19 protein-coding genes are annotated in these 19,752 nt (G+C 68.1%); 8 read left to right on the top strand and 11 right to left on the bottom strand.

Annotated elements, in window-relative coordinates; all coding sequences use genetic code 11:
* Window positions 1-11: 11 nt before the first annotated feature.
* Genes ACXC9Q_RS26705 through ACXC9Q_RS26685 form a run of 5 tightly spaced genes read right to left on the bottom strand, consistent with a single transcriptional unit; the run spans window position 12 to window position 4,896 of the window.
* On the bottom strand, window positions 12-1,103 hold the full coding sequence (locus ACXC9Q_RS26705) for a Gfo/Idh/MocA family protein (RefSeq protein ID WP_457059395.1): 1,092 nt from the start codon (window positions 1,101-1,103) through the stop codon (window positions 12-14).
* Window positions 1,096-1,872, bottom strand: coding sequence for a ThuA domain-containing protein (locus ACXC9Q_RS26700; protein WP_457059394.1), 777 nt, complete (start codon window positions 1,870-1,872; stop codon window positions 1,096-1,098). Before ACXC9Q_RS26700 ends, ACXC9Q_RS26705 begins: the two co-directional genes overlap by 8 nt.
* Window positions 1,873-1,887: 15 nt before the next feature.
* The gene (locus tag ACXC9Q_RS26695; RefSeq protein WP_457059393.1) at window positions 1,888-2,688 is read right to left on the bottom strand and encodes a carbohydrate ABC transporter permease; all 801 of its coding nucleotides are present in this window, start codon (window positions 2,686-2,688) and stop codon (window positions 1,888-1,890) included.
* Window positions 2,689-2,698: 10 nt separating this feature from the next.
* Entirely contained in the window at window positions 2,699-3,658 is a 960-nt protein-coding gene (locus tag ACXC9Q_RS26690; protein ID WP_457059392.1) for a carbohydrate ABC transporter permease, read from the bottom strand.
* A gap of 5 nt (window positions 3,659-3,663) precedes the next feature.
* Window positions 3,664-4,896, bottom strand: a complete 1,233-nt coding sequence (locus ACXC9Q_RS26685; protein WP_457059391.1) for a sugar ABC transporter substrate-binding protein — start codon at window positions 4,894-4,896, stop codon at window positions 3,664-3,666.
* Window positions 4,897-5,060: 164 nt separating this feature from the next.
* Here ACXC9Q_RS26685 and ACXC9Q_RS26680 point away from each other — a divergent pair, with 164 nt between their 5' ends.
* The gene (locus tag ACXC9Q_RS26680) at window positions 5,061-6,068 is read left to right on the top strand and encodes a LacI family DNA-binding transcriptional regulator (RefSeq protein ID WP_457059389.1); all 1,008 of its coding nucleotides are present in this window, start codon (window positions 5,061-5,063) and stop codon (window positions 6,066-6,068) included.
* Here the strand turns inward: ACXC9Q_RS26680 and ACXC9Q_RS26675 are convergent.
* Window positions 6,028-6,498, bottom strand: coding sequence for an ATP-binding protein (locus ACXC9Q_RS26675; RefSeq protein ID WP_457059459.1), 471 nt, complete (start codon window positions 6,496-6,498; stop codon window positions 6,028-6,030). The genes ACXC9Q_RS26680 and ACXC9Q_RS26675 overlap by 41 nt on opposite strands.
* A 153-nt stretch (window positions 6,499-6,651) precedes the next feature.
* Here ACXC9Q_RS26675 and ACXC9Q_RS26670 point away from each other — a divergent pair, with 153 nt between their 5' ends.
* The 5 genes from ACXC9Q_RS26670 (at window position 6,652) to murQ (ending at window position 14,101) form a co-directional block, all read left to right on the top strand.
* Window positions 6,652-9,195 carry a glycoside hydrolase family 3 N-terminal domain-containing protein gene (locus ACXC9Q_RS26670; RefSeq protein WP_457059388.1) on the top strand — a complete coding sequence of 848 codons (2,544 nt, stop codon included), beginning with the start codon at window positions 6,652-6,654 and terminating at the stop codon, window positions 9,193-9,195.
* A 25-nt stretch (window positions 9,196-9,220) separates the two neighbouring features.
* Window positions 9,221-10,495: an exo-beta-N-acetylmuramidase NamZ family protein gene (locus ACXC9Q_RS26665; protein WP_457059387.1), complete on the top strand. Its 1,275-nt coding sequence runs from the start codon at window positions 9,221-9,223 to the stop codon at window positions 10,493-10,495.
* Between the two features lie 35 nt (window positions 10,496-10,530).
* Entirely contained in the window at window positions 10,531-12,216 is a 1,686-nt protein-coding gene (locus ACXC9Q_RS26660) for a serine hydrolase (RefSeq protein ID WP_457059386.1), read from the top strand.
* A gap of 36 nt (window positions 12,217-12,252) precedes the next feature.
* Window positions 12,253-13,140 (top strand): MurR/RpiR family transcriptional regulator, encoded by an 888-nt coding sequence (locus tag ACXC9Q_RS26655; protein ID WP_457059385.1) that lies wholly within the window; start codon window positions 12,253-12,255, stop codon window positions 13,138-13,140.
* Between the two features lie 67 nt (window positions 13,141-13,207).
* Window positions 13,208-14,101, top strand: a complete 894-nt coding sequence (murQ, locus tag ACXC9Q_RS26650; protein ID WP_457059384.1) for an N-acetylmuramic acid 6-phosphate etherase — start codon at window positions 13,208-13,210, stop codon at window positions 14,099-14,101.
* Window positions 14,102-14,119: 18 nt separating this feature from the next.
* On the opposite strand, the gene ACXC9Q_RS26645 is transcribed toward murQ, so the two are convergent.
* Complete coding sequence (locus ACXC9Q_RS26645) at window positions 14,120-14,635, bottom strand: GNAT family N-acetyltransferase (RefSeq protein ID WP_457059383.1); 516 nt, start codon at window positions 14,633-14,635, stop codon at window positions 14,120-14,122.
* A 274-nt stretch (window positions 14,636-14,909) separates the two neighbouring features.
* Here ACXC9Q_RS26645 and ACXC9Q_RS26640 point away from each other — a divergent pair, with 274 nt between their 5' ends.
* A complete protein-coding gene (locus ACXC9Q_RS26640) occupies window positions 14,910-15,497 on the top strand; it encodes a GNAT family N-acetyltransferase (protein WP_457059382.1) in 588 nt (195 codons plus the stop codon).
* Between the two features lie 43 nt (window positions 15,498-15,540).
* On the opposite strand, the gene ACXC9Q_RS26635 is transcribed toward ACXC9Q_RS26640, so the two are convergent.
* The 3 genes from ACXC9Q_RS26635 to ACXC9Q_RS26625 form a co-directional block, all read right to left on the bottom strand.
* The gene (locus tag ACXC9Q_RS26635; RefSeq protein WP_457059381.1) at window positions 15,541-16,311 is read right to left on the bottom strand and encodes a maleylpyruvate isomerase family mycothiol-dependent enzyme; all 771 of its coding nucleotides are present in this window, start codon (window positions 16,309-16,311) and stop codon (window positions 15,541-15,543) included.
* Window positions 16,312-16,598: 287 nt separating this feature from the next.
* Entirely contained in the window at window positions 16,599-16,817 is a 219-nt protein-coding gene (locus ACXC9Q_RS26630) for a GNAT family N-acetyltransferase (protein ID WP_457059380.1), read from the bottom strand.
* Window positions 16,818-17,205: 388 nt separating this feature from the next.
* Complete coding sequence (locus ACXC9Q_RS26625) at window positions 17,206-17,511, bottom strand: class I SAM-dependent methyltransferase (protein ID WP_457059458.1); 306 nt, start codon at window positions 17,509-17,511, stop codon at window positions 17,206-17,208.
* Between the two features lie 292 nt (window positions 17,512-17,803).
* Here ACXC9Q_RS26625 and ACXC9Q_RS26620 point away from each other — a divergent pair, with 292 nt between their 5' ends.
* A complete protein-coding gene (locus ACXC9Q_RS26620; protein ID WP_457059379.1) occupies window positions 17,804-19,204 on the top strand; it encodes a class I adenylate-forming enzyme family protein in 1,401 nt (466 codons plus the stop codon).
* Here ACXC9Q_RS26620 and ACXC9Q_RS26615 read toward each other — a convergent pair.
* Window positions 19,135-19,743: a 4'-phosphopantetheinyl transferase family protein gene (locus ACXC9Q_RS26615; RefSeq protein WP_457059378.1), complete on the bottom strand. Its 609-nt coding sequence runs from the start codon at window positions 19,741-19,743 to the stop codon at window positions 19,135-19,137. The genes ACXC9Q_RS26620 and ACXC9Q_RS26615 overlap by 70 nt on opposite strands.
* Between the last annotated feature and the right edge of the window lie 9 nt (window positions 19,744-19,752).

Here is a 19,752-nt window from a genome sequence, read left to right as displayed (position 1 = left end):
GCGCACTGCGTTCAGGACTCCAGACCGACTGCCTTGAGCACGTTCGGCCAGGCTTTCAGGGCTGCTTGCAGAGCTGGGTCCTCGGTAGTCGCCAGTGCTTCGTCGTACGCGGACTCCAGTACGTCGGCGATGCGGACCGGCGTACCCGAGGACGTGGAGCGTACGGCGGCCTCGACCATGGCGACGCTGATGACGTTGGAGTGGACCTCGGACTGCGGGACGGTCGACGCGCGGACCGCGGCGACGAACTCGACCAGCGAGCCGGCGATCTGCTCGGGGTCGTCGACCATGACGGCCGGCAGGGCTTCGCCGGAAGCGAGTTCCGCGACGGGTGGGTTGTCCCCGTCCCAGGTCGCCGTACCGGCGGATGCGCTGGCCCGCCAGCGGCCGTTCCAGGACGTCTCCAGACCCGGTGCGCACCAGCTTCCGGTGAAGGCGAAGCGGGTGCCGTCGGCAAAGGTGAAGACCGCGTTGGCCGCCGCGTTGCCGTCGAACCAGCTCCAGTCCGGGTTGTACGACTCGCAGTAGACCGACACCGGCTCGGAGCCGATCAGCTTGCGGCTCAGGTCGAACTGATGGATCGCCATGTCGACCAGCAGCGGCTCGGCCATCCGTTCCCGGAACCCACTGAAATGCGGGGCTTTGAAGAACTCGCACGACAGCGACCCGATCGTGCCGAGCTCGGCGAGCTGCCGCCCGAACGCGGCGCCGGCCCGGAAGTAGCGGCGGGACTGCGAGACCATCAGCAGCTTCCCGCTCACCTCCGACGCCGCGACCATCGCCAGGCACTCTCGCACGGTCTCGGCCAGCGGCTTCTCGCAGAGCACGGGAAGCCCACGTAGCAAGGCATCCACGCTGACCTTGGGATGCGCGGCCGGCACGGTGACGTCGATGACCGCGTCAGCGTTGCCGGCCAGTTCGTCGATCGAGGCCGCCACCGGCACGTCGGCGTACCCGTGCTCGTCGGCGGCCGCCCGGGCGACGTCCACGTCGAGGTCGACCAATCCGACCAGGTCGACATCAGGATTGTCGGCAATCGTACGAAGCCAGGCGCGGCCCATCCCGCCCGCGCCGACCTGGAGGAGGCGCAACGGGTCAGGCATCCGCCGGCTCCTCGATCGGGCCCTGATAGCCGTGGCCGTTGAAGAAGTCGCCGGTCTCGTACCGCAGCAGCGTCGGCACCGCCCGCTCCGGACGATCGGACTTCGCCCATGCGACGCCGTTCGCGATCACCTTGCGGACGTCCTTGTGGTGGTAGACCGGGAAGTCCTGGTCGCCGGGCGAGAAGTAGAAGATCTTCCCGTGCCCGCGGCGGAACGTGCACCCGGACCGGAACACCTCGCCGCCGGAGAAGGACGACACGAAGATCAGTTCGTCCGGCACCGGGATGTCGAAGAACTCGCCGTACATCTCCTGCTGCTCGATCTCGATCGGATGCGGCACGCCCTGCGCGATCGGGTGCGTCGGGTTCACCGTCCAGACCAGCTCGCGGTCGCGCTCACTGCGCCAGCGCAGCGTGCACGACGTACCCATCAGCTTGCCGAAGATCTTCGACCAGTGACCGGAGTGCAGGACGACGAGGCCCATCCCGGACAGCACGTGCTGGTACACGCGCTCGACCACCTTGTCCTCGACCTCGCCGTGCGCGGCGTGACCCCACCAGACGAGTACGTCGGTGCCGGCCAGCACCTCCTCGGTGAGTCCGTGCTCGGGCTCCTCGAGGGTCGTCGTGGCGACCTCGGCCTCGTCGCCCAGATTCTCGCTGATGCCGGCGGCAATGGTGTTGTGCATGCCGTCCGGGTAGATCTCGGCGACATGCGGCTCGACCTGCTCGTGCCGGTTCTCGCCCCAGACGAGTACGCGAATCGTCATCTTCAGTCCTTAGGTTTACTTGACGGCTCCGCCGATGGCACCGGCGGCGATGTACTTCTGCGCGGCGATCAGCAGCACGATGGCCGGGATCGCCGAGAGCACCGCGGTCGCCATCACCGCGTTCCAGTTCTGTACCTGGGTGCCCAGGTACTGGTAGATCCCCAGCGTCACCGGCCGGACGCCGCCCTTGGTGGTCAGCGTCAGCGCGAACAGGAAGTCGCTCCAGGAGAAGAGGAAACTGAACAGCCCGGCGGTGATGAGGGAGTTCTTGCTGATCGGCAGCACGATCGCGACGAAGGCCCGGAACAGCCCGGCGCCGTCCACCCGCGCGGCCTCCACCAGCGACGGCGGCAGCGACATCATGAACGAGCGCAGGATCAGGATCGCGAACGGGATACCGCTGCTGCAGTTGGCCACGATCAGGCCCGGGATCGAGTTCAGCAACCCGATCCGTTCGTACGCTGTGTAGAGCGCGTTGGCGATCACGATCCCCGGGATCATCTGTGAGATCAGGATCGCCAGCAGGCCGACCGATACCCAGCGCGACCGGAACTGCGAGAGCGCGTAGGCACACGGTGTCGCGATCGCCAGGCTGAGTACGACGGTCCCGGCCGCGATGATCATGCTGGTGACCAGGTTGCCGCCCTGCTCGTCGAGGGCACGTTTGTAGCCGGCGAACGTCGGGTGCAACGGCAGGAAGCCCGCGGTCAACGTGTTCCCGGAGGGTTGCAGCGAAGCGTTCACCATCCAGTACACCGGGAACAGCATCACGCACAGGATCAGGACACCGATCACGGTGTACGCCGTACGTCGCATCGTGGCCTCCCTACTCGTCGACAGCGCGGCGGGTGCTGCGCAGGTAGAAGATCGCGAACAGGAACGAGATCGCGATCAGGATGTTGCTCAACGCCGCGCCTTCACCGAACTTGAAGTCGATGAAGGACCGCTCGTACGACTGGGTCGCGAGCGTCTGCGTCGCATTCGCCGGTCCACCGCCGGTCAGGCCGAGGATGATGTCCAGGACCTTGATCGTGTAGACGACCCCGAGCATCAGCACCACGCCCGCCACCGCCCGCAGGTTCGGCCAGGTGATGTACCGGAACGCACGCCACCCGGTCGCGCCGTCGAGCTGACCGGCCTCGTAGAGCTCGTCCGGGATCTCGGTGAGACCGGAGTACAGCAGCGTCACGTTGAACGGGATGCCGATCCAGATGTTGACGCCGATCACCGCGATCAGCGCGACCGACGGCGAGTTCAGCCACGGCACCGGTTCGTTGATCAGATGCAGCCAGGACAACGTCCGGTTCAGGATGCCGCTGTCCTGCTCGAGGATCGATCGCCAGGTCGCACTCGACACGATCAGCGGCAGCAGCCACGGCAGCAGCAGCAGCGAGCGCAGCAGCCCGCCGAGCGGGAAGCGCTTCCGGAAGAACAGCGCCAGCCCGAGTCCGATCACGAACTGGAACGCGATCGACCCGATGGTGAACAGCGCGGTGTTGAGCATCGCGTCCGAGAACAGCTTGTCCGTCACGACCGTGCTGTAGTTCTTCAGTCCGACCCACGGGGCGTCCCCGGTGAAGAACGTCCGCAGGCTGTAGTCCTGCAGGCTCATCAGCAGGTTCTTCACCACGGGGTAGCCGAACAGCGCGATCATCGCGACCGCGGCCGGCAGGACGAAGAGGAGCTTGGTCAGATCCTCCCCCCGGTGGCGCCGGCCACGAGGCCTGCGAGCAGGCTTCGGGCCGGCCACCTTGGGGTCGTCTTGCATCAAGGTCGATGCCGCCATCGCGATCAGCCGCCGGACGCCTGCTTGAAGGCGTCCTGGGGCGAGGCCTTACCGGTCAGCGCCAGCTGGATCGCCTGGTAGATCACCTTCGCCGCCTCCGGCCACTTCTCGCCCAGCTTGCCGGTCCGCGACCGGGCGGTCTTGACCTGCTCGGTGAATGCCTTCATCGACGGCACGTCCTTGACGTACTGGTCGAGCAGCGCGGTCTTGGTCGGAATCGTGAACCGGGCCTTCGCCCAGGTCAGCTCGTTCTGGTCCGAGTTCAGGCACTTCACGAAGTCGGCGGCCTTCTGCTGCTTGGCCTGGTCCTTGTTCAGCGGGACCGTCCAGGCCTCACCGCCGAGCGGCGCGACCGGGGTCTGATCGGTCTTGTTCACCGGGAACTGCACGACGTCCCACTTGATGTTCGGGAACTTCGCCAGCGCCGGGATCTGCCACGGGCCGTTCACCATCATCGCGGCCTTGCCGGCCACGAACTGGTCCTTCGCGTCACCCTGGGTCCAGTTGATCACGCTCTTCGACGCCGACCCCGACTTCACCAGATCCGTCCACAACTGCAGGGCTTCGGCCACCTGCGGGCTGGTCAGGTCGGTCTCGTCGCCGCCGTTGGTCCACATCGCCGGCAGGAACTGCCAGGAGCCTTCGTACGTCGCGTTGGCGTTGAACGCGATCCCGTACCGGCCGGGCTTGGTCAGCTTCTTGGCCGCTGCCTTCAGCTCTTCCCACGTCTTCGGCGGCTGTACGCCGGCCTCCTGCAACATCTGCGTGTTGTAGAACAGCGCGATCGTGTTCGTCACCGGCGCCAGTCCGTAGAGCTTGCCCTGGTACGACGTCGCGTCGACCATGCCCTGGATGACTCCGTCTCCGGTCAGACCCATGTCGTTCAAGGGCGCCAGCGCACCGGTCGCGGCGATCTGCTGGACATCTGGGTTGTCGAGCATCAGGACGTCGGGCAGCGTCTTGGACGACGCCTGCTGCAGCACCTTCTGGATCAAGGTGTCACCAGGCACCGTCTCCCGCTGGATGGTGATGCCGAGTTGGCTCGCGCAGGTGTCGAGACCCTTCTGCACGAGCGACTTGTCCGGGTCGTTGTTGTAGTAGTCGAGGATGGTCAGGCTCTTGACGCTGTCACCGGACGAGGATGACGGCGCGTCGCCACCGTTGCCACCGCAGGCGGCCAGCACGAGCGACAGCGTCGCCGTACCCGCCAGTGCAGCGGTGATCCGCTTGCTGATCATGACATCGGGCTCCTTCGATCAAAGCGTTTAACCACGGGCTGTGGAAGATCGCCGGTCGCTTGCTCTAAGGGGTGGTAAACCGCTTAACTGAGATGTCTCAGGACTATGTTCCTTGGGTCACACTGTTGTCAAGAGTTCAGAGGGGGCGGGATCCGATGGTGACCATGCGGGACGTTGCCGACCGAGCGGGCGTGTCGATCGCGACCGTGTCCTTCCTGCTGAACGACACCAAGCCGGTGACCGCGGCGACCCGGGCGCGGGTCGAGCAGGCGATGGCCGAGCTCGGCTACCGCCGCAACGCGGTGGCCCGGGCGCTGGCCAGCCGGAAGACGCACATCATCGCGATGGCCTACCCGGCGCTCGAGCACCGGTTCGGGATGTCGACCGCGGAGTTCTTCACCGGCGCGGCCGAAGCGGCCCGCAGGGAGTCGTACCACCTGGTGCTGTGGCCGGTCGGCAACGACGGCCTCGAGTTGCGCGAGCTGCTCGGGCAGGGCCTGGTCGACGGCGTCGTCCTGATGGAGGTCCAGCTGGACGATCCCCGCGTCGACGTCCTGCGCGAGACCGGTACGCCGTTCGCGCTGATCGGCCGGACCACGGAGCTCGAAGGTCTGTCCCACGTGGACATCGACTTCGACACGACGGTCCAGGATGCGATCGGGCACCTGTACGACCTCGGCCACCGGGAGCTGATGCTGGTGTCCGGAGATCTGGCCGACCCGCGCTTCCACGCGTACGGACCCTGGGTCCGGACCGAGGATGCGTACCGGCGGATCGTGGCCGAGCACGGCCTGCGGACCGTCGTCATGCCGTGCAGTGACACCACGCGCGCCGGCCAGGCAGCGGCCGAACGTCTCATCCACGAGCATCCGGAGACGACCGCGATCCTGGTCCTGAACGAGTACGCCGCCCTCGGCGTCGTCAGCGGCCTGCGGCGGCTGGGTCGCGACGTACCGGGAGAGTTCTCGGTCCTGCCGCTCCTGATGGTGCCGGAGACCGCGGCCATGAGCGACCCCGAGCTCACCATCATGCGTACGCCGGGCCCGGAGCTCGGCCAGCTCGGCACCGAGGCCCTCATCCGCCAACTGGAGAACGCCGACCCCCTGCCACCCCAGCTCATCCCCGCCAAACTCATCCCCGGCGGAACCGTCGCACCCCCGCGCCCCGAATGAACGTCGTGGTCTCTGATCGAACTGCGACCACCGCCAACCCACTCCTCCTCACCAATCCGGAAACTCTTCCGCTGCGGTCGTGAGGCCAGGTTCCGCCACCCACTCGGTACCCGAACCGCCGACCCGTCAGCCCCCCGGCCTCAACCCGCAGCCGAGGTCCGCTGCTGCTGTGGGGAAAGTTTTCGTCACCTGGTGCAAGTTTGTTTCCCCACAGTCGGTCATCCCCAATGCCGAAGCGGTGCAGGCGGCCGGTTTGCGGCTGCCAGTCCTCCGCCGGCTCCTCGGCGTACAGCCGCACCTCGATCGGGTGACCGATCGTCGGCGGCTGATCCGCCGGGAGCCGCTCACCCACGGCGACCGCGAACTGCAGCGCGACCAGGTCCAGCCCGGTGGTCTCCTCGGTGACCGGGTGCGAAAGAGCCTGTCGCAGCTCACCACTTCCTGTTCACGCCCCCGGCAACTGCCCTGCGGAGGCGGCTGCGCAGCGTCACTTAGTAGTTGGCACTTGACCCACCGTGGCGGTGTGGGTAACTTTCGCGTGCGGGGGAGCGCCTGTAATTCAATTACCGATGGGGGTCCGCCGATGGAACTCACCCGACGCCAATCCCTCGGACTCGCGGCGGCCGCCGTCGCCGGGACCACGATCGCAGGTACGACGTCCGCACACGCCGGCACCGATCGCTGGGTCCGCGAGACCCTGCGGCGGATGTCGCTGGAGCAGAAGGTCGGCCAGCTGTTCGTCTGCTACGCCTACGGGCCGACGGCGGACACGGCCGACGCGCGCAACACCAGCCTGTACGGCGTCGCGACGCCGGCCGAGGTGGTGCGCAAGTTCCACCTCGGCGGGGTGATCTACTTCGCCTGGACCGACTCGGTGAAAGACCCGCAGCAGATCGCCCGGCTGTCGAACGGACTGCAGGGCGCCGCCCTGGCCGACAGTGGCATTCCGCTGCAGATCAGCACCGACCAGGAGTACGGCGTCGTGTTCCGCGTCGGACCGCCCGCGACGCAGTTCCCGGGCGCGATGGCGCTCGGCGCGACCAGGTCGGCGCAGTACGCCCGGCTGGCGGCCGGGATCGGCGGGCGGGAACTGAAGGCGGTCGGGATCAGCACCGACTTCGCGCCGGTCGCCGACGTCAACGTCAACCCGCTGAACCCGGTGATCGGCGTCCGTTCCTTCTCGTCCGACCCCGGGCTGGTCGCGGAGCTCACTGCCGAGCAGGTCAAGGGCTACCAGCGGGACGGGCGGATCGTCTCGACCGCGAAGCACTTCCCGGGACACGGCGACACCGCGACCGACAGCCACACCGGCATCCCGGTGATCGATCACTCGCTGGAGGAGTGGACGCGGATCGACCGGCCGCCGTTCGAGGCCGCGATCAAGGCCGGCATCCATGCGATCATGACCGCGCATATCGTGGTCCCGGCGCTCGACCCGTCCGGCGACCCGGCGACGCTGAGCAAGCCGATCCTGACCGGGATCCTGCGTGAGCAACTGCGCTTCGACGGTGTGGTCATCACCGACTCGCTGGGCATGCAGGGCGTCCGGGACAAGTACGGCGACGCCGAGATCCCGCTCCGGGCGATCGAGGCCGGTGTCGACCAGCTGCTGATGCCCGTGGACCCCGGCCTGGCCTACAACTCGGTGCTGTCCGCGGTCCGCGGCGGCCGGATCAGCGAGGCCCGGATCGACCAGAGCGTCGAGCGGATCCTGAAGCTGAAGCTCGAGACCGGAGTCGTCGACCACCCGTACGTCGACCTGGCCCGCGTCGCCAAGGTCGTCGGCACGGCAGCGAACTACGCCGACGCCCAGCGGATCGCCGACCGCAGCACGACCTTGCTGAAGAACGACGCCGGCCTGCTGCCGCTGTCCCCGGCGCCCCGGAAGATCCTCGTCGCCGGCTACAGCCCGGCGGCTCTCGGTACTGTGTTGCAGGACCGGGGAGCGACCGCGGTCGTGAAGGACACTGGTACGACGCCGACGGACGCGAAGATCGACGACGCGCTGGCGGCCGCTGGGGACGCTGATCTGACCGTCGTTCTGACGAACAAGGCCTGGGACACAGAGGTCACCGACAAGCAGGCGAAGCAGCAGAAGCTCGTGAACGCCCTGCTGGACACCGGTCGGCCCGTGATCGTGATCCCCGTCCGCGATCCCTACGACGTCGCGTACTTCCCGGCGGCACCGACCACGCTGGTCACCTACGGCACCGCGGCGGTGTCGATGGAGGCACTGGCCAAGGTGCTGTACGGCGAGATCGCGCCGGCCGGCAAGCTACCGGTGGCGATCCCCGCCCAGCCGGACCCGGCGCAGACCCTGCACCCGTTCGGCCACGGGCTGACCTTCGATCCGCGGCAGACCCGGATAACCGTTGCCTCGTACAACATTCACGCCGGCGCCGGCGAGGACAACGTGTTCGACCTCGAGCGGACCGCTCAGGCGCTGAAGGCCCTGGACGCCGACGTGATCGGGCTGCAGGAGGTCGACGTCCACTGGGACGCCCGCAGCGAGTGGCGAGACACCCTCGCCGAGTTGGCTGCGAAGCTCGGCATGTTCGCCGGGTTCGCCCCGATCTACGACTTCGACCCGCCGGCCGCCGGGCAACCACGCCGGCAGTACGGCGTCGGCGTACTGTCCCGGTTCCCGCTCGTGCGGACCGAGAACCATCCGATCACCCGGCTGTCCACCCAGGACCCGAATCCGGTGCCGGCCCTCGCGCCGGGCTTCCTCGAGGCCGAGATCGATGTCCGGGGCCGCCGGGTGCATGTGTACTGCACGCACCTGGACTACCGCGCGGACCCGTCGGTCCGGGCGCTTCAGGTCGGCGACACGACCAAGATTCTGGCCCGGGACCCGCGCAAGGACCTGCAGATCCTGGTCGGCGACTTCAACGCGGATCCGGCCGCGCCGGAGCTCGCCGGGCTGTGGACCCGGCTCACCGATTCCTGGGCCGTCGCCGAGTCCACCTCCGGCGGTCCGAACACCTATCCGGCGGTCGATCCGGTCAAGCGGATCGACGTCGTCGCCGTCGGCACGGGCCTGCACGTGCGGCGGTTCGCCGTACCTGCGGAGCTTGCCGCCAGTGACCACCGTCCCGTGGTCGCCGCCCTGTCGTTCCGTCCCTGACATCCCTGCCCGAAGGAGAGATCTGATGAAGCGCCGCAGTTTGCTCGCGGGTGCCGGTGTGCTCGCCGCCGCCCCGCTGATCGACGTACCGGCCGCCCACGCGACGGATCATCGGAAGGTGATGACCGGTGCGATGGTCCTGGCAGACGACGACTGGCGGGCGCTGGCCGGGCAGAAGGTCGGCGTGATCAGCAACCCGACCGGCATCCTGCCCGACCTGTCCCACATCGTCGACACGATGCACGCGTCCGGGAAGGTCGACATCGTCGCGGTCTTCGGCCCCGAGCACGGCTTCCGCGGTACGGCGCAGGCCGGCGGATCGGAGCAGGACCACGTCGACCCGCGCACCGGGATCATGGTCTACGACGCGTACGGCGCGAACGCGGACAAGCTCGTGAGCCTCTACACCAAGTCCGGCGTGGAGACCGTGGTCTTCGACATCCAGGACGTCGGGGCGCGGTTCTACACCTACATCTGGACGATGTACGAGGCGATGCTGGCCGCGGTCCGCACCGGCGCGCGCTTCGTCGTACTGGATCGACCGAACCCCGTCGGCGGGTACGCGCGCGGCCCGATGCTGAAGCCTGGTTATACCTCGGGCGTCGGCAAGGAGGAGATCATCCAGCAGCACGGCATGACCGTGGGCGAGCTGGCCCGGCTGTTCAACGCCGAGTACCTGCCGCTCGACGCGGATGGCGCCCGCTTGAAGGAGCTCCAGGTCATCCCGGTGAAGAACTGGAAGCGTGACCAGTTGTACGACGAGACCGGCCTGACCTGGGTGATGCCGAGCCCGAACATGCCGACCCCGGACACCGCGCTGCTCTACCCCGGCCTGTGCCTGTTCGAGGCGACCAACATGTCCGAGGGCCGCGGTACGACGAGGCCGTTCGAGCTGATCGGAGCGCCGTACGTCGACTACAAGTGGGCGGAGGCGCTGCAGACGAAGACGATCCCGGGCATCGAGTTCCGGGAGGCGTACTTCACGCCGTCGATCAGCAAGAACGCGAACCTGCTCTGCGGCGGCGTCCAGGTGCAGATCACCGATCCGCACCGGGTCGAGGCGATCACCGCGGCCACCCACATGATCGTCGAGGCGCGCAGGCTCTACCCCGACTTCGCCTGGCGCGCCGAGACCCCGCCCGGCCGGTGGATCGACCTGCTCACCGGGTCCGACCGGTTCCGCACCATGCTCACGGCCGGCGCCACCGCCGAGGAGATCGTCGCGGCCTGGAAGTCCGAGACCGACGCCTGGACGGCCCGCCGGGCGAAGTACCTTCTCTACAAGGGAGCGCACCAGTGAGAAGACTGGCCGCGCTCACGGTAGCCTCTGCGGTGATGCTGACGATGGCAAGCCCTGCAGTTGCCAATGGCAACAGATCTGGACGGTTCGACCAGCCGTACGACGGCTATGCACCGAAGGGGACGCTGTTGCGTGACACGACCCCGGCGAAGGCCGGCCTCGACCCCGCGCCGATCGACGCGGCGCTGGCCCAGGTGGACGCCTGGACCCGGCCCAGCGGTACGGCGAAACCCCTCTACGCCGGCGCGGTCACGCTGCTCGGCCACGACGGGAAGATCGTCACCCGCACGGCGACCGGGCTGGCGCTGAAGTACGCCGACGGGAGCGGGACCGAGCTCCCTGCGGACCAGCAGATCCCGATGCGCACCGACACGATCTTCGACATGGCGTCGGTGTCCAAGCTGTTCACCTCGATCGTGGTGATGCAGCTGATCGAGAAGGGCAAGGTCGGCCTGGACACGCCGATCGCCACCTACGTGCCGGAGTTCGCGGCGAACGGCAAGGAGGCGATCACGGTCCGGCAGGCGCTCACTCACACCACCGGGTTCCCTGCCTGGCTGCCGCTGTGGAGCACCGGCAAGACGCCGGAGGAGCGGCTCCAGCTCGCGCTCACCGCGAAGCTGCAGAATCCACCCGGCAGCACCTACCTGTACAGCGACCTGAACCTGATCTCGCTCGGCGAGGTCGCGCACCGGGTGACCGGCAAGACGCTCGACAAGCTTGTCGCCGACGGCATCACCAAGCCGCTGCAGATGCGCGACACCGGCTACAACCCGGATCCGAAGAAGAAGCCGCGGATCGCCGCGACCGAGTTCCAGACCGCACCGCCGCGCGGCATGGTGTGGGGTTCGGTCCACGACGAGAACGCCTGGTCGCTCGGCGGCGTCGCCGGGCACGCGGGTGTCTTCAGCACCGCGGACGACCTCGCCGTACTGGCCCAGACGTTCCTGAACGGCGGCAGCTACCGGGGCGCCCGGATTCTCAAGGAATCCTCGGTGACCGCGATGATCACCAACTTCAATCAGGCCTTTCCGGGCAACGACCACGGCCTGGGCTTCGAGCTGAACCAGCGCTGGTACATGGGTGGTCTGTCCGGGCCGCGCACCGCCGGTCACACCGGCTACACCGGGACGTCGATCGTGATCGACTTCGACTCGCGCTCGTTCGCGATCCTGCTGACCAACCGGGTCCACCCGAGCCGCGACTGGGGCAGCAACAACCCGGCCCGGCGGGCGGTCGTGCAAGGCCTCGCCCTGGCGCTCGGCGTCGGGCCGCGGCACGGCAAGGACGCCTGGTTCTCCGGTACGACGGACAACGCGACCACGACCCTCTCGACGAAGGTCGCCGTACCGGCGGATGGTGCCAAGCTGGCATTCGACCTGTTCGTCGACACCGAGGACACGGACCTGCTGTATCTGGAGACGTCCGCCGACGGGACGACCTGGACGAAGGTGCCGTTCACCGTCCGGGACCGCGGATCGGTGATCGACCATGACGGGTCGATCAGCGGCTCCGGTGATCGGCACTGGCACCAGGTGACGGCCGAACTCGGGGCGGGTGAGCAGACGATCCGGTGGCGTTATACCTCCGATCCGCTGTACCAGGGCCGCGGTGTCTACGTCGACGGTGTGAAAATCACCAGCGGGACTGGTGAACTTCTCGACGGTGAACGAACGCCTGAATCATTTACCGCAACAGGTTGGAGACTTTCGCGTCGGTGACCCCACTTCGTGCATAGTCGCCGTACCGTGGCTGTCATGAATTCAACAACCTCTCCAGAACCCACGGGGCCGCTGCTGGTCCGGGTCCGCGCGGTGATGCCCGCGCTGGCGCCGGCCGAGCAGCGGGTGGCGAACGCGGTCCTCGCGGACCCGGGCGGAGTGGCTGCGATGACGATCTCCGAACTGGCCGAGGTGGCGTCCACCTCGGAGACCACGGTCATCCGGTTCTGCAAGCAGATCGGCGTCCCCGGCTATCCGCAGCTCCGCCTGCAGTTGGCGGCCCAGTCGGCGCAGGAGAGCATCCGCCCGGAGGTGGGCGGTGACATCGAGCCCGGCGACTCGCTGGCCGATGTGGTCAGCAAGGTCGCCTTCGCCGACGAGCGGGCGGTCCGCGAGACCGCGCAGCAGGTCGACGTCGATGCGCTGGCCAAGGTCGTCGACGCGGTCGTGAAGGCGCAGCGGGTGGATATCTACGGGTTCGCCGCGAGCGCGTTCGTCGCGCTGGACCTGCAGCAGAAGCTGCACCGGATCCGCCGGGTCGCGTTCGCCTGGTCGGACGTGCACATCGCGCTGACCAGCGCCGCGCTGCTCGGTGAGGGCGACGTCGCGATCGGTATCTCCCACACCGGTACGACGGTCGAGGTCGTCGAGGCGCTCGAGGAGGCGGCCAAGCACGGCGCCACCACGGTCGCGGTGACGAACTTCCCGCGCTCGCCGCTGGCCAAGACGGCCGATCTGGTGCTGACCACGGCCGCCCGGGAGACGACGTACCGGTCCGGGGCGATGGCCTCGCGGATCGCTCAGCTGACCGTGATCGACTGCCTGTTCATCGGGGTCGCCCAGCAGGTGCTGCCGGACGCCCGGAAGGCACTCGAGGAGACCGCCAGCGCGGTCCGCGGGCACCGGCTCAAGGGCTCCGAATGATGTCAACCGGTTCCGTCAACGATGAACGGAATTGAAAATCCTTCAGTAGAAAACTAACATCGGACCTGTGACCACACCGACGGAGCAGCGCAACCCCAGGACGCTCGCCATCGATGCCGTGGGCACGACCGAGATCCTCCGGATGGTCAACTCCGAGGACGCTCGGGTCGCCGGTGCGGTCGAGGTCGTGATCCCCGAGCTGGCGCGCGCGGTCGACGCCGGCGTCGAGGCGATCCGCGGCGGCGGCCGGGTGCACTACTTCGGCGCCGGGACGTCCGGGCGCCTGGCGGTCCTGGACGCCGCCGAGCTGCTGCCCACGTTCCATGTGCCGGACGGTCTCGTGGTCGCCCACCACGCCGGCGGCATGGAGGCGCTGCTCCGCGCGGTCGAGAACGTCGAGGACTCCGAGGAGGGCGGTGCCGCCGACGCGGTCACCGTCACCGGCCGGGACCTCGTGATCGGACTCGCCGCCTCCGGGAGTACGCCGTACGTCGCCGGGGCACTGAAGGCCGCGCGAGCGGCCGGGGCGACCACCGTGCTGGTGACGTCGAACCCGTCCGCCCCGCTGGCGCCGCTGGCCGACATCGTGATCGCCGCGGACACGGGCCCTGAGGTGATCGCCGGGTCGACCCGGCTGAAGGCCGGCACCGCGCAGAAGCTGATCCTGAACGCGTTCTCGACCACGCTGATGATCAGACTCGGCCGCACCTGGTCGAACCTGATGGTCGACCTGGTCGCGACCAACAAGAAACTCCGCGGCCGCATGCTCCGCATCCTCGCCGAAGCCACCGGCGCCGACCCCGACGCCTGCGAGGCCGCCCTCGCCGAAGCCGACGGCGAACTCAAGCCGGCTCTCGTCCACCTCCTCACCGGCACCCCCATCCCCGCCGCCCGAGCCGCCCTGGAAGCCGCCCACGGCCGGGTAGCCACAGCCCTAACCGCGCTCGGCGCCCCGGCCTAAGCCCAACGGGCTATCGGGCTACTGCGTCTGAGCCGGTCTCGCAGGGGCGTCGACGAGTACTTCGTAGAGGTAGAGGTCACCGTTGGTGCCGGTTTGGTGGAACCCGGCGCGTTCGAGGGTCCGCTGGGAAGCGATGTTGTCCCCCGTGGTGTCGGCGATAACTCGAGACAATCCGTGATCGGCCGCGACGGTCAGCAGGGCGACGAGTGCCTCCGCTGCATAGCCGTGACCACGGGCCGATGGGGAGAGGCCGTAACCGACCTCGACACATCCGTCGTCCGGCTGACCCTTGAAACCGATTCCGCCGATGGCCTTCCCGTCGGCGGTCCGGGTGATCCGGTAGTGCCCGAACGGGCGCTGGTCCCCGTGGGCGGCCGTGGCTGCGAGGAAAGCCATGACGCCGATGACGTCGCCGTCGAACGGATAGTCCTCGGCCCAGGCATCCCCGGCTCCGGCGTGCCGCCCGACGATGCGTTCCCCCTCGGCTGCGTCGATGGGGTGCAAGCGCAGTCGCGGCGTACGAAGTTCGGTCACGGGCAACAGCGAAGCAGCCCTCGACACCCCGCACAAGCCGATTAGGCCACCTCGGAGAGGCCGGTCGCAGGGCCCCTTGGAACACACGCACATCCCGCGATCCGCTCGGAGCAGCCGATGGGCAGGTGGCGCAACAATTCCTCCAGTGCTCGCCCGCCGTGCTTGCGGTCTGCGATGCGGCGATCTTCGACGAGAGTCGTCTCGAGCGGATACGCCGCCCCGGCAGCTGAGCTACCGGACGCTGAACGTCCGGAATCGGGGGTACGTTGCCGGCATGTCCGACTTCACGATCAAGGCGCTCACGCCGGAGACGTTCGACGATTTCGCCGCTCTCGTCGAGCGGAACAAGGGCATGTTCGCCAGTTGCTGGTGCACGAAGTTCCATCCCGACTGCGCGGAGAAGGGCCAGAGCGCCGAGGGGAACCGGGCGCTCAAGCAACGTCTGGTGGCGGACGGGATCGCGCACGCGGCGCTGGTCTACGACGGCGACCGGGCCGTCGCCTGGGCGGAGTACGGATCACCCGACGAACTGCCCGACATCCAGCACCGCAAGGAGTACGTCGCCACTGCCGAGCGACTGCCCGACTACCGGGTCACCTGCATCCTGGTCGAGCGCGGCCTTCGCGGTCAGGGCCTGGCGGCGACCGCCCTGCGCGGAGCCGTCGAGCTGATCGCGCAGGCCGGCGGCGGCCTGGTCGAGGGCTACCCGCACGACACCGGCGGGGTCCGGAAGAAGAACTCGTCGTTCCTCTACAACGGCACCCGCACGATGTACGAGCGCGAGGGCTTCACCTACGACCGGCCCAAGGGCCAGGGCAACTGCGTGATGGTGCGCGAGGTGCCCCCGAGCACGCGCCACTGAACCGACCCAGCGCGGTCTGGCGCGGCCTCAAAAGCCTCGCGGCCTAGTAGCCGGGGAACACCTTCCGGAGCTCGTCCAGCGTGACGTTGCCGGTCACGCTCACGCCGGCGGCGTGCTCCGCGCGGAGGCGTCCGCTCAGCAGCCGCACCACAGCCTCCGCCGGACCCTCGAATGTGGCCGTCGGGTCGTCGAGCGCGTCGGTCACAGTGACCGTGTCGGTGATCTGGATGCCGCCGCCCGGGATCGCCAGGCGGACCTCCCGCTCGACCTGGTCGGCCTTGCCGGCGAAGCCCAGAAGGAAGGCCAGCGGCCCACCGTAGAGCTCGACGAGCAGCTCGGCCGAGTCCGGATCCACGGTCGCCGACGGGTCGACTCCGACGCGCACGTCCCAGGCGTGGTTGGCGACCTCGGTGAGCCGCATGCCGAGCGCGACCACCAGCGGCACCGGCTGGGGCAGGATGCCCATGGCGATCTGGCGATCGCGCTGCTCGGCGCTGAGCGCCTCGACCGTGTCGAGATACGCCGCGTCGTGTTTGACGAACCCGGCCGCTTGGTCGGCCGGGGACGCGGCGTTCCACCGGGCCCAGATCGACTGGTTGTCCTCAGCCTCGACCTGCTCGCCCGCGGCGATCGCGATCGGCCTGCGGGAGATCTCGGCACCGCTTCCGAGGTGCGAGAGCGCCTGCGCGACGGTCCACTCCGTCGCCCCACTGCGGCCCCTCAGCTGTTGCTCGGACAAGGTCGGCACCAGTGCGGCGAGGGTGTCGTGGTTGGCGCGCAGCGCCGCGACGGCGCGGTCGACAAGTGTGGTCATACCAGCCCCAACCTCGCAGGTCACGACTTTCTTCCGGCTGGCGTGGATCCTGGGTGAGGCCGGCGGCGGCGTCCAGGCAGATGTCGAACAGCGCTTGCCGGGTCTGGGTGGCGCTGGTCCAGTCGCGGCCGTCCCAGTCGTCCGCAGCGAGTGTGTCGCCGGCGTACAGGAGTTGCCCGACTCGGACGCCGCGGTGCTTGCCGACGGCAAAGAATGCCGAAGCTTCCATCTCGACCATGGAGCAGCCTTCCTCGTCCGGTCATGCCGAATGCGGAGCGGCTCGTGCGTCAGGTGATGTAGAGCTTGGTTCTTGCTCCTGGGTTGAAGCCGATGGATTGGTACAGCGCCCGCGCTTGCGGATAGCCGTCGTCACCGCGCGGACAGACCAGCGCGTCGGTGCCACCCGCCTCGCGCAAAGCGTGCAGCGCGGCAAGGTTGACCGCCTGGCCCAGCCCTCGCCGCCTGTACTCCGGGGCGCAGCCGACACTCTCGTCGTCGCACTGCAACCTCCCGTGGGTGGATCGGCGCGCCCAGCATCGCCCGAGCCGGCCAGTCGCTCAACCGATTTGGATCGGGTCCCGACTGCCGACGGTCCTACTGGTACGTCGCCTTCCACAGCTCGACGCTCGGCCAAGTCGAGGCCCATTCGGGTGGGACGGTAGCCGTAGTCGGAGTGGGCATCTGCTGGGGTGACGTACTCGGTGAGTTCGTCGAGCTGGAATCCGGATTCGCGAAGGAGCTTGATCATCGGGCCGGTTGGTAGCTGGAAGTGGGTGCCGCCATCGGGCCGGTTGATCCGTGTGACGTCTGCCTACGGTCGGCTGAGGCGGTCTCCTGCAGCTTCGGCATCAGGGGCCGTGCACAGTTCCACGAGGGTGGAGTTGCGCAGGAAGATCAGCTGGCCGCCGGGCCGGAGCAGCCGCGCGGCTTCTGGAATCCACAGCGTCGGGTCACACCAACTGCTGGCGCCGTACTCACTGATCGCCACGTCGAGCTGTTGTCCGGCAGCGGAACCTGCTCGGCGTTGCCGTGGATCAGTGGGAACACCAGGCCGAACTCCTGTTGGAGCGCTTCGGCGGTCGCGAGCTGCTCGGCTGAGTTGTCGATGCCGACCGGACGACCGCCGGCCCGCATCACCGATGCCCCGATACAAGCAGTCCCGCAGTCAAGCGGTGAGGCCTCCGCGAGCGCAACCGAAATTCCTCATCGCGGGTCCGCCTTTTGCATCGGATCTCTGCGTTTGTTTGGTCTGCGGGTAAACCCGCGGTGGGCGAAATGTCTGGGACGATTACTAACCTCTGCAAGCCTTTGTCCAGGTGTGCTTTGAGCCTCCGGAAACACGCCGGCGCAGTGACTGCGGGCGGTAATGGAGTCATTACTGCTGGTCCATAGCGCAGTTGGGTGATCGTGTCGTATCGTCGCGTCATCGCCAGGCCTTGGTGGGGGTTCTGGTCTTCGAATCCTTTGTGTGCAAAGAAACTTTGGAGCTCGGATGACCATGGACGGTACTGTCGTGGTGCCCGGAACCAGCCAGGGTGCGGAGTGGGTCGACGATATCCTGCTGGCCGGTCCGGCCGGTGACATTTGCTTTCGGTTACCCGATCCTATCGACCGGGCCAAATTGCGCCGATTGGTCCGCGATCGGCAAACGGAACTGGCTCGGTCCGGTTTCAGGCCGGGCGGGGCGGTGGCTTTGCGGTTGCCGCCGTCGATGGCTTTGGTCACGCATTTGCTGGCGGTCTGGCGCAGCGGCGGCCAGGCGATCCTGCTGGATCACCGGCTGACCGACTACGAGGTCCGGCGCGCGATCGAGCGGCTGGTCCCGCAGGTGGTGGTGTCACCGGCGCGGCCGGTGCCGGCGGGGCTGCGGACCTTCGTCGAGGTCGACGCCGACCTGGCCAGCTACTCCGGTCATCCGGCCGGTACGACGCACGCCGTCGTACAACTGAGTTCCGGGTCGACCGGGCCGTCGAAGGTGATCGGCCGGAGTGCCGAGGACCTGGTCGAGGAGGTGCTGCGGTACACGCGGATCGACGGCGTACCGCAGCGGGGGGAGCGGCTGATCCTGCTGCCGTCGATGGTGCATGTGCTCGGATTGGTCGGCGGTCTGCTCTACGGCCTGCATGCGGGCGTCGAGTTGGTGCCGCCGGCCCGGCTGACGGGGGATGCGATCGTCCAGGCGATCGGGTCGGCCACCACTCCGGCGACGGTACTCGGGGTGCCGTTCCACATCGGGCTGCTCGCGTCGGTACAGGATCCGCCGTCGTTGCCGCAGTTCAAGCGGATGACGACCGGCGGCGAGCTGGTGCCGGCGGCGGTGTCGCGGTCCTTCGAGGAGAAGTACGGCGCACCGCTCGGGAACATGTACGGGATGACCGAGGTCGGGGTGATCGGCACCGATCTGTACGGCGAGCACCGGCCGGCGATCCGGCCCGCGCCCGGGATGGAGGTCCGCGCGGTCGACGGCGAACTGCAGGTCCGCCGACCGGAATCGCCGTACCTGGGCCTGTCCGACCCGACCCGCTGGTCCGACGGCTGGTTGCACACCCGCGACGCCGGGGTGGTGGACGAGAAGACCGGACTGGTCAGCATCAAGGGACGCCTCGACTCCCAGGTCTCTGTCGGCGGTCTCAAGGTCGACCTCACCGAGGTCGAGTACACGCTCGCTTCACTCCGCGGCGTCGACGCGGCGGTCGTGGCCTTCGACGGCGCCATCACCGCCTACGTCCAGCTCAGTGCCCCACGGACGGTCTCCCAGCTGGAGAGCGATCTGGCCCAACTCCTCGCCCCCTACAAACGCCCCCGAACCCTCCACTTCCTCGATCAGTTGCCCCGAACAACCACTGGAAAGCTCGTCCGCGACCTGACCACGCTCCGCAAGGCCGTCTCGTGATGCACAGTCACCACCACCTCGGAAGCTGTCGAGGCCAGAGCCACCGCCAGAACCGCCTGCTCCACAGGCACATGGAGAACTGCGAGGCCGGCTTCGCCAGTAACCATGCCGGCAGCAGGGGAGGCGGGGAGTGGCATTCGGCGGCGCAAGCCGGAGTTGCGCAGACCTTGGCCGAGCGCCTTGCCTACTGTCTCCTTCGCGGTCCAGATGTGAAGGAAAGCTGTCAGCTCGTCGGGTTGGTCAGTCATCCACGCCAGCTCGGCCGGGTGGAACCAGCGCTCGGCCAGGGCGCGCACTTCCCGCGGGTGCACCTCCTCCACGTCCACGCCGAGAGGGCCGGCGTACGACGCGGCGACGGCGAGCAGGTGGTGGGTGTGGCTGATGCTCACCGCGAGACCGGGGATGTGCGGCCGCCCGGCCGGGTCATGGCTGAGGACCGGGTCAGAGACAAGGGTGCTCGCGAGCGCGAGCAGGAGTTCGTGGGCCGAGAGACGTGAATCGCCGGCCGGCGCCAACCAGACATGTACGGAATCACCCACCGAAAGAAG

It is taken from the genome of Kribbella sp. CWNU-51 (assembly GCF_054073265.1).
Note: the sequence above shows the minus strand (reverse complement) of the source record. Positions and strands in the feature narration are given on the sequence as shown.